Annotated in this window: 15 protein-coding genes; 3 read left to right on the top strand and 12 right to left on the bottom strand. The window is 59.4% G+C overall.

Annotation, left to right across the window (positions count from 1 at the left end; genetic code table 11):
• Positions 1-63: 63 nt before the first annotated feature.
• Positions 64-369: a helix-turn-helix domain-containing protein gene (locus F6X24_RS07415; protein WP_151087401.1), complete on the bottom strand. Its 306-nt coding sequence runs from the start codon at positions 367-369 to the stop codon at positions 64-66.
• Between the two features lie 3 nt (positions 370-372).
• Positions 373-681 (bottom strand): hypothetical protein, encoded by a 309-nt coding sequence (locus F6X24_RS18930; protein ID WP_191906495.1) that lies wholly within the window; start codon positions 679-681, stop codon positions 373-375.
• A 100-nt stretch (positions 682-781) separates the two neighbouring features.
• Here F6X24_RS18930 and F6X24_RS07410 point away from each other — a divergent pair, with 100 nt between their 5' ends.
• From F6X24_RS07410 to F6X24_RS18925, 3 genes are all read left to right on the top strand, one after another.
• Positions 782-1,678: a LexA family transcriptional regulator gene (locus tag F6X24_RS07410; RefSeq protein ID WP_191906494.1), complete on the top strand. Its 897-nt coding sequence runs from the start codon at positions 782-784 to the stop codon at positions 1,676-1,678.
• A 254-nt stretch (positions 1,679-1,932) separates the two neighbouring features.
• A complete protein-coding gene (locus F6X24_RS07405; protein WP_151087399.1) occupies positions 1,933-3,186 on the top strand; it encodes a tyrosine-type recombinase/integrase in 1,254 nt (417 codons plus the stop codon).
• 50 nt (positions 3,187-3,236) lie between these two features.
• Positions 3,237-3,413 (top strand): hypothetical protein, encoded by a 177-nt coding sequence (locus F6X24_RS18925; RefSeq protein ID WP_191906493.1) that lies wholly within the window; start codon positions 3,237-3,239, stop codon positions 3,411-3,413.
• Between the two features lie 104 nt (positions 3,414-3,517).
• Here the strand turns inward: F6X24_RS18925 and F6X24_RS07400 are convergent, their stop codons facing one another.
• The 10 genes from F6X24_RS07400 to F6X24_RS07355 form a co-directional block, all read right to left on the bottom strand.
• Positions 3,518-4,120 carry a recombinase family protein gene (locus tag F6X24_RS07400; protein WP_151087398.1) on the bottom strand — a complete coding sequence of 201 codons (603 nt, stop codon included), beginning with the start codon at positions 4,118-4,120 and terminating at the stop codon, positions 3,518-3,520.
• Positions 4,080-4,628, bottom strand: coding sequence for a hypothetical protein (locus F6X24_RS07395; RefSeq protein ID WP_151087397.1), 549 nt, complete (start codon positions 4,626-4,628; stop codon positions 4,080-4,082). The genes F6X24_RS07400 and F6X24_RS07395 overlap by 41 nt, the downstream gene beginning before the upstream one ends.
• 141 nt (positions 4,629-4,769) lie before the next feature.
• Entirely contained in the window at positions 4,770-7,760 is a 2,991-nt protein-coding gene (locus F6X24_RS07390; protein WP_151087396.1) for a hypothetical protein, read from the bottom strand.
• A gap of 20 nt (positions 7,761-7,780) precedes the next feature.
• A complete protein-coding gene (locus F6X24_RS07385) occupies positions 7,781-7,987 on the bottom strand; it encodes a hypothetical protein (RefSeq protein ID WP_151087395.1) in 207 nt (68 codons plus the stop codon).
• Positions 7,988-7,997: 10 nt separating this feature from the next.
• On the bottom strand, positions 7,998-8,444 hold the full coding sequence (locus tag F6X24_RS07380) for a hypothetical protein (protein WP_151087394.1): 447 nt from the start codon (positions 8,442-8,444) through the stop codon (positions 7,998-8,000).
• Positions 8,444-9,940 (bottom strand): hypothetical protein, encoded by a 1,497-nt coding sequence (locus tag F6X24_RS18920; RefSeq protein WP_191906492.1) that lies wholly within the window; start codon positions 9,938-9,940, stop codon positions 8,444-8,446. The genes F6X24_RS07380 and F6X24_RS18920 overlap by 1 nt, the downstream gene beginning before the upstream one ends.
• Before the next feature lie 2 nt (positions 9,941-9,942).
• On the bottom strand, positions 9,943-11,988 hold the full coding sequence (locus tag F6X24_RS07370) for a SprB repeat-containing protein (protein WP_151087393.1): 2,046 nt from the start codon (positions 11,986-11,988) through the stop codon (positions 9,943-9,945).
• Positions 11,989-12,504, bottom strand: a complete 516-nt coding sequence (locus F6X24_RS07365; RefSeq protein WP_151087392.1) for a BTB/POZ domain-containing protein — start codon at positions 12,502-12,504, stop codon at positions 11,989-11,991.
• Positions 12,505-12,510: 6 nt separating this feature from the next.
• Entirely contained in the window at positions 12,511-12,690 is a 180-nt protein-coding gene (locus F6X24_RS07360) for a hypothetical protein (protein ID WP_151087391.1), read from the bottom strand.
• The gene (locus F6X24_RS07355) at positions 12,687-13,463 is read right to left on the bottom strand and encodes a hypothetical protein (RefSeq protein ID WP_151087390.1); all 777 of its coding nucleotides are present in this window, start codon (positions 13,461-13,463) and stop codon (positions 12,687-12,689) included. Before F6X24_RS07355 ends, F6X24_RS07360 begins: the two co-directional genes overlap by 4 nt.
• Positions 13,464-13,514 lie beyond the last annotated feature (51 nt).

Here is a 13,514-nt window from a genome sequence, read left to right as displayed (position 1 = left end):
ATGGGCGAAGCCCAAGGAGACGGGAGCCGAGAACACCACTAATTGTATGCGGGCTAGCCAGCGCTAAGCAGCTTGGGCGAACTGCGGGCGGTTATAGCGCTTCAGGTAGCGCTCTAGCTCGGAGCGGCGGAAGCCCCACTCCTTTTCGTTGAGGCGCACGCCGGAGAGCCGGCCTTGGCGGCGGGCCTTGCGGATGCCATCGAGCGACATGTGGAAGAGGTCGGCGACCTGGCGCACGGTGAACAGTTCGTTGGGGTCGGGCGGGGCAGGTAGGGCGGCAGCGCGGGCAGCCTCGTTGGCTTTGAGCCGCTGCACGTCGGCCAGCAGCGCCCGCCACTCCTGCTCGGGAATGACTACGGCGACGTGCATGGCTTAGGAAGCGAGGGTTTGGGTGCGGGCTTCGAGGTCGCGGCGGTGCTGGAACTCGGCCTCGGCCACATTCAGAAATTCCTCGGCGATAACCGAGTTCTTCACCCGGCCTTGTACTACCTGGTACACGGCGGAGGTGGTGTAGACAATGCCACGGGCGGCAAGGCTTTCGACTACCCGGCGCACGCTGCTATTGCGGGGCCCGAGTTTGGCGAAGATGTCGCGCAAGGTGGCGGGCTTAGGGTCGTCTAAGGGGACGACTGCCGGAATTTTGATTTGCTCCGGTAGCAAGTTGTTGGTTGGCTCTTGCATTTTTGTTGTAGTATGTTATATTTGTTGCGACTACGCTCCAAATGTAGGCTACTACTACAACATAAAGCAAACAATAAGGGTCGGCCTGACCTGTCAAATTATGCAACAAGCAACTCAGATTGGTGACCGCATAAAGCTACTCATTGCTGAAAACCAGATGAGTACCTATGAAGCTAGTAAAAAATTAGGCTACGACCGGGCGTCTAAACTTTACAAGCTTATCGCAAATGAAGTGAAGCCGAGCTACGAGACGATGCTCGATTTAATGAATACCTGGCCGAATGTGTCACCTGATTGGCTCCTAAAAGGCGTGGGGCCGATGCACCGGGATGAGCAAACGAGTCAGCCAGCGCGGGAAGAGGCTAGCCAACAGAATGAGGCGGTAGTAGCGCTGAAGCGGCCGACGCCAGATTCGGGGCGCATGCCCGCCGTCATTGCAGTGAACCCGGATAATAACGAGGAAGAAATCTTGGTGGTGCCGATTAAGGCCCAGGCCGGCTACTTCCGCTCGGGTAAGGACAAGGACGTGCTACGCGAGTATGGCACGTTGAAGCTGCCAGGCTTTGATGGCAAGACGTACCGGGCGTTTGAGGTAGATGGCGACAGCATGGAGCCGACCATTGGCCGCGGCGACTACCTGCTCTGTGACTTCGTGGAGCATTGGGACCTAGTGAAGCCTGGTCACGTCTACATCATCGAGACGATAGATGAATTCATCTGCAAGCGTCTGCGCGGACCGCTGCCAGAAGGCAAGCCGATTGAGATGCTATCGGACAATACGTTCTACGAGCCCTACGTCATCGCTTTTGACCGGGTAGTGGAAATCTGGCAGGTGCGCGGGCAGCTGACACGGCATATCCCGGCTAACTCCAACGCGGCCCACGAGCGGATGTACCGGCTCATGGAGGATATGGCACGCGACTCACAATTGCTGAAGCAGACGCTGCTGGAAATCACCAACCGGTTTGCCATGCGGCTCGTGCCGGAGGGTTTGTAGTGACGGGGTCACTGATACGGTCACTAAGCATTAGGCTTTTACTATTTAATTACTCATTTACTCACTGTTTGCCAATGAATTAAATGCAGTAGATGGTGACCTGGCGGTACCCCGGCTCTGGGTACTAGGAGACCCTAAAACAGCCTCCAAACCACTAAAAACCCCCTTTTCAGCATTGCTGAGAAGGGGGTTTTCCCAATTTCGGCCTACCCCAACTGACCACTTACTGACCAAGAAAAAAACCACTGACCAACATGGGCTATTCCGCGAACGTGGTATTGCGTCGACCGGCGCGTAAGGATGGCACCTGCCAGGTGCGGCTCATCGTAATTCTGAACGGCCGCTCGGTACCGGTGGCGCTGAAGGTGGCCTGGCCGCCCGCGCTATTCGACGAGGAAGCAGGGCGGTGCGTCGCATTGCTGCCGGCGAAGGAGCGCGGGCCCGGCTATGGCGCCCAGCTTGAGGCCGCCACCGCGGCGGCCGGCGGCCGCGCGGGGCTAGCTCAGCTGGCCAGCGACTATAACCTCATCATCGGCCAGGCCCAGGCGAAGGCCAACAGCATTTTCGTCGAGGCCCGGCTGAGCAGCACGGTGCTCACGGCCGACAAGTTTTTGCAGGACTACAATACGGAAGGCAGCAAAACCGACTTCGCCAAGTATTTCCATGATAAAATCATCGAGCGTCACCGCAAGGGTAAGATTTCCGATAATACCCGCAAAAATCATTTGAGCACCTGGCGCGAATTAAAACGCTTTCGTGAAGTAATTCCCTTCCACACCCTCACAATTGATTTCGCCGATGATTTTAAAGAATATCTCGACAAAAGAATTAAAAGCCTGAACACCCGTTGGGGCCGGCACAAGGATGTAAAAACTTACCTGGCTCTGGCCAAGCGTGATAAAATAAAATTCGAGAATCCTTACGCCGACTTCACCAACCAAAGCGGGCCGGGCAAGTGGTTACCGCTATCACCCGACGAGTTGCGCAAGCTGGAGGCCTACTATGTGCTCTGCGCCCCAGGCACGCCGCAGCGCCGCATCCTATGCAAGTTTTTATTCAGCTGCAAATCAGGTCTGCGCCTGGGCGACCTGAAAAACATCGGCAACGCGCAGCTGGAGGGTAACCGCCTCACCTTCGAAATGCAAAAAGGCTGGAGCAAAAGCCTTCAGGCTAGTATGCTCCCGCTCACGCGCCAAGCGCTGGGCTACTTGGTCGATGCCCAGGAAGAGGAAGGCGGCGCCGGTTTTCGCGATTATGCCGACCAATATGAGAATCGTGCGCTCACGGCCATCGGCGTGCAGTTGGGCATCGAAACGAAGCTGCACCACCACGTCGGTCGCGAAACCTTTGCCACCAACTTCATCCGGTTGGGCGGCAAGGCCGAAATATTGCAGAAGCTGCTGGGCCACAAGAAGATTTCGACCACTATGAAATATGTGCACGTCGATGACGAGATGAAATCCGATGCGATTGCCAGCCTCGACGCAATGGATATCGAAAAATTATAGGCCCGTACTTTACACTATGGAGCAAAACGCAACGACCCGCACCTACGTCGGTGAAACCATTTCTCCCATTCATCGGCCTTCAGCGTGATGCCGGTTTTCGGATTGGCCAGCGCTACACTGGCACCCCACAACCCGAAGGCACCGTGCTTGTGGCCACTGCCGGCGGCCAACCGGGCACCGGCATCACGCTGAAGGCCGATGAATGGGAGAAATGGTTTAAGAAATAAAAAGCCCCGGTCGATTGGCCGGGGTTTTTATTCAAAGATTCAGCGGCAGCTGTACATGGAAAGCCGCGTGCTATTTCTTATCTCGCGACAAATATACCGTTGGCTCAAGGGGCATTCAGGTAGCTGTTCACTTTGCCCACCGACACTCCTAGCGTGGCGGCAATCTTGCGCTGGCTCAGCCCCTGGCCAGCCAGCTCGCGGGCCCGGCTGGCCACCTCCTCCCCTAGCGGGCGTCGGCCGTGCTGATAGATTTTGCCAGCGGCTTCCACCTGAGCACGCTTGCGGGCCTGGCCCAGGCGCACGTTCTCGCTGTGGCGCTCGTTGCGGTAGCCGGCGGCCCACGCGATTATGGCCTTATATAAAGCAGCCATCGGGCCGGTGGTATTCAGCATCGGTTCGCAGTAGCTCCAGAAGGCTACTCCGCATTGGTCGAGCGCAGCGGTGTACTCGAATACCGCCTCGATACCCTGGCTGCTGAAGCGGTCGAGGGCAAAGACGCGCACCAGGTCGAAGTGGCGTTTGCTGGCATCGCGCATCAGCATTTGGAATTGCTTGCGGCTAGCCTTGCCGCCAGATTCCTCATCGACGTACTCCTTTATAATCGTGTCGCCGGCGCGTTCAGCTTCGCGGCGTAGCAGCACGAGCTGGTTTTCGGGGTTCTGGTCTCTATCGCGGGTTGAGACGCGGGCGTAAAGGGCTACTCGCATTTTGAATATTTGCCTTGTCAGGGGCGAAATAGCGCTTAATAGGTTCAGTCACACATACGACAGCAATAGCTGTTATGAGCGCTATTAAAAAGTTTAATCTTCGTTCGCGCCATTTTTTGGCATTTTCCAGAGCTTCGGCAACCCCTTGCTTATCTAGGCTTTGCCCATGACTTACAAAATACCTGCCTTTTACAGAAATATCTATTGGATAAAGAATAAGTTTTATCTCAGGGAATGTATTTTCTGGGGATGTGGCAACTTGATTAGGTAAGTCGTACCCGAATGCAGACAGCCTCCTACTATCCTTATTCTCTTTAATCAGCTCCTCATCCAACAAGAGTTGAAACACAGCCTTTAAGAGGGCGACATCTTTATAGATATTTTTTTTAGATAGAAAATCGTTTAGAAAAAATAACTCTGATGATACTCCTCTCTCATGAAGATGCTTTAGCACCAAGTCAGCAATTTGCTCCGGGCGTCTAGTCTTTGGCTTTCGACGAAAGTTCATGCCCCAAGATAGTGTTCAAAATAGATTTCTTTTTTGAACACTTTTGGCACCCCACCCAGCTCCCCCAAAACGGCGTTTTTGGAGACGTTTTTCGAGAGAGTATTTTGAACACAAAAAAGCCCGGCCAATCGGCCGGGCTTTTTAATTAACACTACCCCCACCCAGACCGGCACCGCTTTTGAGCTGCTGGCGCTGCTGCATGACGCGCTCCGCGCTGCCCGCGTGGTAGTCAACGCCCAGGTTGGTGGCCCAGGTGTTGATGCGGTCGTTATGCTCGAGCATGATTTGGGTGAGCTGCTGCACGGCGGCGGCCGTGGCACCATCGGCCTGGCTACCCCCGCCCGCCGCGCTGGGTGGCAAGCTGGCCGGGCCGGTGTAGCCGCCAGTTGCGTAGCCCCGACGTTCCGCCTCCAGGTAGCCGATGACGTTCGCGAATTTGGGCGTGGCTAGCATCCACTTGGGCGCCACCCACTCGTTATCATGCACGACGCCGGCCACCCGGTGCCCGGTGGCATCTATCTGGCCAACGCCGGCACCGGTGAAGCCCCCGCCCGCAAAGCCCGCAACTTTGGCCGCAGCGGCCGCAGCTCCCACGACGGCAATCGCATCGTTCACGATTTGAAAGGCCGTGCCGCTACCAGGTAGCGCAGTATTCATTTCGCTGGCCGTCACGGCATTGTTGGTAAGCTGCTTTTGCAAATTCACGCCGATTTCGGCCAACGCCAGCGTCTTGCGCAGGGCCTGGGCCGTCTGGTAGGCCGCGCCCTCCTGGTCGAGGTGGCTCATTACCGCATCGAGCACGTCGCTCCCCAGTTGAATTTTCGCACTGGCTAAATCCATCTCGGTTTTTTGGCGGTCGATTGCCTCCTGTTTTTTAAACTCGGTAATGCGCTTTTCGCCGTCTACTTCGCTGGTGGCCAACTCGTCTTCAATTTTAAGCAAATCCTGCTTTAGTTTTTGGACTTCTTTGATTTCGGCCTTGCTATCGGCCTGAATAATGGCCAGCTTCGCGGCGGCGGTTTTCTTGCGCAGCTTCAACTCCGCATCGGCCCGCGCCTGTTCGGCTACCATATACTCCAGCGTTTGTTTTTGCAGGTGCAGCTTTTGCTCCAGCCACCCGTTGTCGAGCACGACGAGCTTATCCTGCTCGTCGGTATCGAGCCCGGCAAATTCATCCTGACGGGCTTTTTTGCGGTCGGCCGCATCCTTTTGCGCCTGCTTGGCGCGCGCATCCGCTACCTGGGTTTGGTAGCGGGCCTCAGCCATCAGGGCGGTCTGGTGATACTGCTCCAGCAGGTGCTGCTTATCGGCCGCGCTGGCGGCCACGTTGGCCAGCGTTGCCTTGCGCTTTTCCTCCAGCCCCACCAATTCCTGGTCACGCTCCAGCTTCAGCTTGGCCAGGGTCTTATCGAGCCCGTCCTGCATTGCCTCCACTTTCAATTTCTCAAATTCGGCGTCCGCCTTGAGCACCAACGCGTGAAATTCCTTCCGGCTCTTTTCCAGCTCCGCCTGGTGCTTTTTAGCCGCCGCCTCCGCTTTTTTCTGGGCTGCTGCTGCTTCCTTCTCGCGTTTTTCGCGCGCCTTGCGCTGGGCACTATTTTCTTCCTCCCCTTCGGCCGTGCCCTGTGCACCGGCTTCCTCGACTTTCTTTTTTCCGGCTGCCTTCCGGGCGGCTTCAGCCGCCGCCGCCTCCTGGTCGATTTTGCCCTGGTAACCGGCATGAAATGCGGCCGCGGTATCCTTGCCCACGGTGCCGAAGCTATCCTTCAGCGCGGCGGCGCCGGCCTTGATTTTGGAAATGTTGAACGTAAAAACGCCCTCCAGCAATTCGGCCAGCCCGCCCAGCGACTGCATAGCCGTTTTTTTCACACTCTCGAAAAACGCGCTGGCCGCCGCCGCAATGCCGGCAATCCCCGCGCGCACGGTCTGGCTGCTGTTGTAGAGCTTCACGAAACCACCTACCAGCAGCGCCACGGCCGCGATTACCAGGCCGATGGGGTTGGCCTTCATCGCTGCGTTCAGCAGCCACTCCGCCGCCGCCGACGCTTTGGTGGCCGCTGCCCGACCTTTCTCCGCTGCCGTCGCCGCCAGTGACGAGGCCGCCGCCGCAATATTGGCCCCATTCAACGACACCAGGGCTACCCCTAGCGCAATAAACAGCTCCTTGTTTTCCTTGATAAACGCGGGCATGGTGCGCAGCCCGTTGGCCAGCACCAGCACACCGGTGACCAACTGGAGAATGATAGGGTAGAGCAGCTGCAAGCCGTCCGAAATGAGGCTACCAACGGACTCCTGCAACTCGTGCATGGACTCCTTAAAATCGCCCTGGGCGCCGGCCGCCTTGCGGGCAGCGGCGGCTGAACCCCCGAATTCCTTATTGACTTCGGCCAGAATAACCTTTTGGGCCTCCTGCACCTTGCCCTGTTCCATCAGACTCTTAATCAAGTCTTTCTGGCCCTCGGTAAACGTGACACCCACCCGGCTCAGCGCAGTAATCCCTTTTATGGGGTCGTTTAGCGCCTTGCCGACCTGAATAGCAGTCGATTTAAGGTCAACCTCACCGCCGTTGGCCATTTTGGTGGCCATGTCCTCAATCGCCGGCAGCGCCTGCTCATATACCCCTTTCTTAATATTGGTGAAGGTTAGCAACAGGCTTTCCGCGTTCTGGGTAGCATCCTTGGTAAACAGCGTATTGTGCTGCTGACTCTCGGCCAGCTGGTCGAGGGCCTCCCGGCTCATGTTGGCCGCGTGGGCAGTGCTCTGAAGCGTCACGTCGAGGCTGGCCGCCGCCTGCTTGCCTTCCTTGAACACGTCGAACGACTCCTTGCCGAACTCGATTGCCTTGAAAATCAGCTCCAGCGGCGCCACGGCGCCCAGCATCCGGGTAAAGCCTTCCTGCATCAGCGTCTGCTCGCGGGTAACCCCAGAAATAGCGTCTTTTACCTCCGTCAAATTGGCCTTTACCTCGCGCAGCTGCGCGCTTTTCTCCACAAACTCGGCGGTGCCAGGGGCCAGGGTTTTGAGCTGTGAGCTGAGGGCACGCGCCGCGCCCTCCATCTCCTTGAGATTCGCGTTGGCCTTCTGGCCATTCACGATAATCTCAATGGTCCGTTGGTCTTTATCAGATGCCATACAAGATAGATTTTATAAGGCTAAAGGCTACGCAGGCGGGGGTCGTTGGCCAGGTCGAATAGGACCTTTCGCACTTCGTGCAGCTCGGCACTGTGCGCGCGCAGCTGCTGCTGAACCTGGGCAAACTCAGGCGAACCCATCGGCAAGGTTTTAAGCTCGCTTTGCAGCGGCCTTATCTGCTCTATATAATAATTTTCTAGCTTTTTGAGGGTAGCAGAGGTTTTCATAACGCACGTTTTATAAGTCGATATTTAATTCACGGGGCAGCGTTTGCATGACAATGCGGCCCGCCCGGTCGGCCGCGTCTATCTGGAGTAAATCGCCCAGCTTAAATAGCTGGCCGGGGGTCGTTTTGGTGAGCCAGGGCTTCGCCTGGCGGGCATTGCCGCGCACCTTGCCCATGAGCTTGCGCGAATCGGAGTTATCGCGCTGGTCGCCGTTCTTGGTGCCCCGGCCCACGCCCATATCCACAAACAGGCCGTAGTAGAGGTACGCCAGCTCGATGCGTTGCAAATCGCCGTTGCCGTCAACTTCGACCTGGGCGCGAAAGCTGCGCTCCAAATCGCCCGGAATGCCGCCGCCGATGTCGTATTTTTCGAGCGCGCCCACCCAGCGCTCAATCACGAATTTGGCCCAGGCCTCGCCCATTTCCCGCTGCGAGTGCGGCGCGTCGAGGGGTTCCATCAGATTTTATAAAAAGGCACCTGGGCTACCTGAATGCCATCTTTTTGGGAAATTGTCACCTGGATTTGCTGCCAAAAGGCGAGCGTCGTGCCTTCCGCCGCCCGAATCAGCACCTTGCGACGCGGGTCGAGCGTTAGTAAATCAGCCACGCGCAGCCGAATGCCGCGCGTAATTAGCTCGGTGCGCGAGCGAAATGCCAGCCAATCCTGGTGCCACACCTGGTAAAGACCCTTGGGGCCCGCCCAGCGCAGCGAGTAGTTGCCGGTACTGGCTCCCGAATAGGCCACGGCTTCAGCGGAAGCCAGCGGGTACGCGTTACCGGCCGCATCGTGCTGCACGCCCCGGTCAAACAGCAGCCGCAAGGTGGTTTTGTTGTCCGACTCAGCGGGCAGGGCGGGGGTATTGCCCTTCTGCACCGTCACGGGCAGCAGGATTGCCGGCGCGGTACTGGTGGGCGTGCGTGGGCCCGCCTGCATAGCCAGCGAGCTAACATCTACCTGAATTACCTCCTTGGCGCCGCCAATCTTCAGTTGGTACTCGTCGGCGGGCGCGTTCTTGCTCAGGTCGTCGCCGCCGTCCAATTTTTGCTCCAGCGTATAGCCCGCGCTCACGTTGGGCTCCCACTCAAACGCCGCTTCCGCCTGGTCGGTCCAATCCACGTAGGCGGGGCTGGCCAGCACGTCGCGCAGCGCGTCAATGGTGAGCACCTGGCGCACGGGGTCGAACAGCCAGCACTGGCAGAGCAGCGCCCGAACGGCCAGCAGGCAGCTGGGCACCGTCACGTCGGGCAGCTGGCCGGCCAGCGGTACCAGGCCCGTGGCCACGTCCACGGCCTGGTTGGCGTAGAGCACCAGGGCTTGCAGTTCGGCGTCGTCGAAAAAGGTGCCGGCCAGCGAGTAGCCGATGAATTTGGCCACCTGCTCCAGCACCGTGCGCAGATAGGGCATGGGCACCACGGGCTGGGTCGTGTCGTACTGGCCCCCCGCGTAAGCATTGACTACGCCCTGGTAGCCCAGCGTAGCCACGCTGGCCTCGGGCACAAACAGGCTGTTGGCCACGCTGGGCAGCGCATACGCGCGGGCCGGCCAAGCGCCGCCGGCCGTGAGCACCAGCGGCACCGTGGGCCAGGGCAGCGCGCTCAGCTGCACGTCGGTTAGCTGGGTGCTCACGTCGCCCACATCGGTCTTAAAACTCAGCTCGAAACCATCCACCGACCGCTTGACCACGCTCAGCTGGCCCCGCCGCCAGCGCACGCCCAGCAGGTAGAAGTCGCACACAAACAACTGATTGCGCACGCCAGCTACGGCCAGAAAGCCCGGAAAGCCCAGCATCCGCCGATTTTTCGGCGTGTTGGGCACCGTGAACGGATATACCAGCGTGCCGGGCAGCGTGTCGGTTTCAAACAGCGGGCTGGTGATTTCGAGCTGAATTTCCGTTTCAGCGGCCAGGTCGAGCGATTCATCTCCCAGCCGAAAATCAAGGTTAGTAAGGGGCATGGCTAGAAATGCAGGGGCAGAGTGGGCGTGTAGCGGCGCTGGGTGGGCAGCACAAAGGCGAATTCCACGGTTAGCAGGCCGGTGTCGTCGTCTTGCAGCAGCAGGGTAGTGGCCGGCTGGAGCGAGCCCGGCCGGTAGCGGTCGGCGTCGTAGCGGCGGATTTCCTCGCTGAGCAGAAAATCGGTAAAGGCGTCCATCTGTGCCGGGCCCAGGTAGCCGGTGTTGACGCGCTGCACCGGCACGCCCGACACGCTGCCGGTGTAGGTTTCGCCAGCGTTGGCATCGTACCCCGGTTGCAGCGAGCGCTGCACCAGGACGTTGGCAAAATCGGTTTCGATTTTGCCCTTCCCTGTCGTGGCCAGCGTGTTGATGCCGCCCACGCTGTTGGCATAGAGGAAATAACGGCGGTTGGCCGGCAACTCCTCGCTGAGCTGGTAGCTACGAATTTCGGTCAGCAGTCCGCCCGTAGCCGTAGCCGCGTACACGTCCCAGGCCACGACCTGGGCCGACACCAGGGCACTGCCCAGCACGGCGCGCAGCTGGGCCAGGCCCACGGCCGCGCGCCACACCTCAAAGCGCAGCACCCCGGTGGGCTGGCCCAGCGTCGCGGTGCTGCTTGTGCCATCCGCATAGTAAAACTTCACCAGTAGCGCAAACGTGTCTACCGTGGCGCTGTCGTGGTGGTAGTAGAGGTATTCGGGCTGGTCGGCAAATACCTCCTTCTGGGTAGGTTCCCAGCTCAGAAAGGGGTGGACGCTAGGGCGGTACACCGTAAAGTAGCTTTGGGTGGCCTGCTCAAAAAAGTCGAGGCCGCCGTACACCAGGTAGTGCGTGTCACGGGTTACGTAGAGGGGGGCGCCGCTACCATCCCACTGCTCCGAGTGCTGAAGGTAGAAGCGGCAAAATGCCGGCCGCGCGAGCGCCAAACCCGTTTCGCCGTGCACCGGGAACGCGGGCTGCACGTAGGAATCGAGCAGGGTGCTCACGTCAAACACGGTCGCCCCGGCCGCGTCGGCCGGCTGGGTCAGCACGCCGGCCACGCTGACGAAATTGCCGCTCAAATAGTCCGTTTCTACCTGCACCTCACACAAAAACTTCAGGTTGGGCTTGCTGGCCAGGTCGGTGGCCTGAAGGGCCAGCGTGACGGGGTTGCGGCTGAAGTAGAAAACATCGAAGTCGGTAATGGTCACCGTCACCGTCACCTGGCCACCGTGCGCGTCGGTCACGGTGGCCAGGTAGGTGCCGGGGGGCAGGTTGTTGCGCACCAGGTCGGTGCTACCGTCAGCCCACACCACCGCGTAGGGCGGCACGCCACCGGCAATAACCAGCGTGACGTTGCGGCCCACACGCTGTACGGTTACGTCTAGCCGGTCGTCGCTGGCAACAACGATGGATAGCGCAATGCTGGCGCCTGAGCTGAAATCGCTTATCACGCACGGATACGTGCCGGCCGTCAGGTTCGTGCGCGTGGAACTCTGGGCACCATCAGCCCAGGCGTAGAGAAAGAGGCCGGGGGCCGGGTAGGAGCCACCGGTGGCATTAATCGTAATGGCGCCGGTGGCAGTGCCGTATACCAGCGCCGGCGTTACGTCGGCCGTGGCGAAGACCGGCGAAATATTCGTTTGCCGGCTCGTTACTACAAAGCCAGGCTCGTTGGCATAGCCGTTCGTAAAATCCAGCGTGTTATCCGCGCTGTAGGTAGTGGCCTCAATGTCAAACTCAACGACCGGCATAGGCGTCGAGCTATAAGGGTCGGGCTTGGTGCCCGCTGCGCGCGGGGCGCTCACGACAAACGGCAAGCCCCGGAAGAAAATGGCGGGGCCTAGCACATTCAGCATGTTTTGCACGCACTGCATCACATACTGCTCTCCCACGTGCGCGTCCTCGGGGTCAGGCACTACAAATTCGCCCACGCCTCCACCCCGCCGTATCTCCAGCGTGGTGCCCGCCAGCACGAAATCCAGGGCATACGTTTGGGCGCCGCGCACGCTGATGTCGTGCGAGAGCGCCGCCTGAATCGTGATTTTTGCAAACCGTTCGCCAGCCATTTAGGGTAAGAATTTAGCAGCCTGATAGGCTAGTGGGGAGTTGGCCACGCTGGGCAAGGAAAAATTGAAGCGCACGCCCCAGAGGAAATCGCCGATGGGGCCCACTTTCTCGCTGGAAATGGTGTTGGGGTCGAGCTTAAGCTTCTGCTTGCGATAGTGCTCGATTGCGAAGCCCAGCACGTCCTCGCCGATGCGCTCACACCGGTCCAGCACCTCGTCGCGCTTATCGAAGCTGTCTTTGCCTACCTTGTCGAGCACGATAATGGCCGACGTGGCCAGCTTGCGTACGTTGTCGTAGCCGTTGTCCTGGTAGCGGGCGTCGTAGCTCTCCAGCAGCAGAATGGGCAGCCGCATTTTCTGCTTTTGCGCGTCGAGGTACTCGCTCACGTCGAGCTTAGTGAGCGGCCAGCCGGTTAGAATCAGGCGCCCAAAGTGCATTTCGGTGTCGCTGTGTTGCAGGTCCACGTGGCGCCGGGCGGCCTCGCGAAATAGGTCGGTGTAGTCTAGGTGCTTCATTAAACCCTAATACTTAATAGATTCCAGTTGCTTAACCGCTACCAGATTCACGCCACAGGCCTGAATCAGCGGGTCCTGGTAGCGGTCGAGCACCTGCTGCACCTGGTAAGCACAGTCCTGCACCAGGTACTGCTGGTCGGCGCTGAGCGTGGAAATGTAATTTTCGAGTGCTTGCAGGTCGCTCATTGGTCGGTCGGCTTATCGCGAATGAATTGATTGGTAAAGAGTAGCACGGTATGCAGGGGGCGCTGGCCAATCTGCTCGATGTCACCAAACTTGTCGTTGGGCAGCTTGCCGATGAGCGTCAGCCAGGGGTTGGGGTCCTGGCCGTTGGCTTCGTCACCGCTGAACAGGTGCGGGTAGGCATTTTCCAGCGTAGCCCGGCAGCCCAGGTAGTAGAGCAGCACGGCCTGGCGCTGCACCAGGGGCACCCTGGCCACGCGGGCGGCGCGGGCGGCCACGGTCTTGGAATTGAAGGCCTGGCGGGGGTCGCCGGTATAGCTCGGGCTAAACCGGTGCAGCCACCAGAACCAGCGGCGCGGCCGGTAGAGCACGGCCACCAGCTTATCGAGGTCGGCCGGGGCCTGGCTGCTGGTCCACGTGCGCAGGTGGGTTTCGGCGTTGGCGAATTCCCACACGCAGACGCCGGCCAGCCAGTCGCCGGGGCCGGCCAGGCGCGCCCACCACGGGCCCAGCTGGGGCAGCAGCTGCCGGGTCAGGCGGCTGGGCTCGGTGAGCCAGCGCACCAGGCGTAGGTGACTGGCAATCTGAAATGCGGTGAGCGCGCGCCACAACGGCCGGGGCAGCCGGGCCAGCGTACGCAGCAGCAGCATCTGGGTGGCCACCACGTTGCGGGCCCGGAACAGCAGCGACGCCGCCAGCAGCAGCTGCACGCGCGTCAGTTCGTTCCAGGTAGTGGGTAATTGCCGGTGGACGTGGCCGAATTGCACCTGATTCATACCCAAAGCTCATTGGCTGGGGCAGCTAAAAAAAGGACACGAAAAAGCCCC

It is taken from the genome of Hymenobacter baengnokdamensis, assembly GCF_008728635.1.
GTDB lineage: Bacteria > Bacteroidota > Bacteroidia > Cytophagales > Hymenobacteraceae > Hymenobacter > Hymenobacter baengnokdamensis.
Note: the sequence above shows the minus strand (reverse complement) of the source record. Positions and strands in the feature narration are given on the sequence as shown.

Bases quoted from the DNA above. Each gene is read 5' to 3' on its own strand.
- F6X24_RS07365 (WP_151087392.1), bottom strand. From the start codon at position 12,504: ATGAAGCACCTAGACTACACCGACCTATTTCGCGAGGCCGCCCGGCGC.
- F6X24_RS07390 (WP_151087396.1), bottom strand. From the start codon at position 7,760: ATGGCATCTGATAAAGACCAACGGACCATTGAGATTATCGTGAATGGC.
- F6X24_RS07360 (WP_151087391.1), bottom strand. From the start codon at position 12,690: ATGAGCGACCTGCAAGCACTCGAAAATTACATTTCCACGCTCAGCGCC.
- F6X24_RS07395 (WP_151087397.1), bottom strand. From the start codon at position 4,628: ATGAACTTTCGTCGAAAGCCAAAGACTAGACGCCCGGAGCAAATTGCT.
- F6X24_RS07400 (WP_151087398.1), bottom strand. From the start codon at position 4,120: ATGCGAGTAGCCCTTTACGCCCGCGTCTCAACCCGCGATAGAGACCAG.
- F6X24_RS07380 (WP_151087394.1), bottom strand. From the start codon at position 8,444: ATGGAACCCCTCGACGCGCCGCACTCGCAGCGGGAAATGGGCGAGGCC.
- F6X24_RS07415 (WP_151087401.1), bottom strand. From the start codon at position 369: ATGCACGTCGCCGTAGTCATTCCCGAGCAGGAGTGGCGGGCGCTGCTG.
- F6X24_RS07355 (WP_151087390.1), bottom strand. From the start codon at position 13,463: ATGAATCAGGTGCAATTCGGCCACGTCCACCGGCAATTACCCACTACC.
- F6X24_RS18930 (WP_191906495.1), bottom strand. From the start codon at position 681: ATGCAAGAGCCAACCAACAACTTGCTACCGGAGCAAATCAAAATTCCG.
- F6X24_RS18920 (WP_191906492.1), bottom strand. From the start codon at position 9,940: ATGCCCCTTACTAACCTTGATTTTCGGCTGGGAGATGAATCGCTCGAC.
- F6X24_RS07410 (WP_191906494.1), top strand. From the start codon at position 782: ATGCAACAAGCAACTCAGATTGGTGACCGCATAAAGCTACTCATTGCT.
- F6X24_RS07385 (WP_151087395.1), bottom strand. From the start codon at position 7,987: ATGAAAACCTCTGCTACCCTCAAAAAGCTAGAAAATTATTATATAGAG.
- F6X24_RS07405 (WP_151087399.1), top strand. From the start codon at position 1,933: ATGGGCTATTCCGCGAACGTGGTATTGCGTCGACCGGCGCGTAAGGAT.
- F6X24_RS07370 (WP_151087393.1), bottom strand. From the start codon at position 11,988: ATGGCTGGCGAACGGTTTGCAAAAATCACGATTCAGGCGGCGCTCTCG.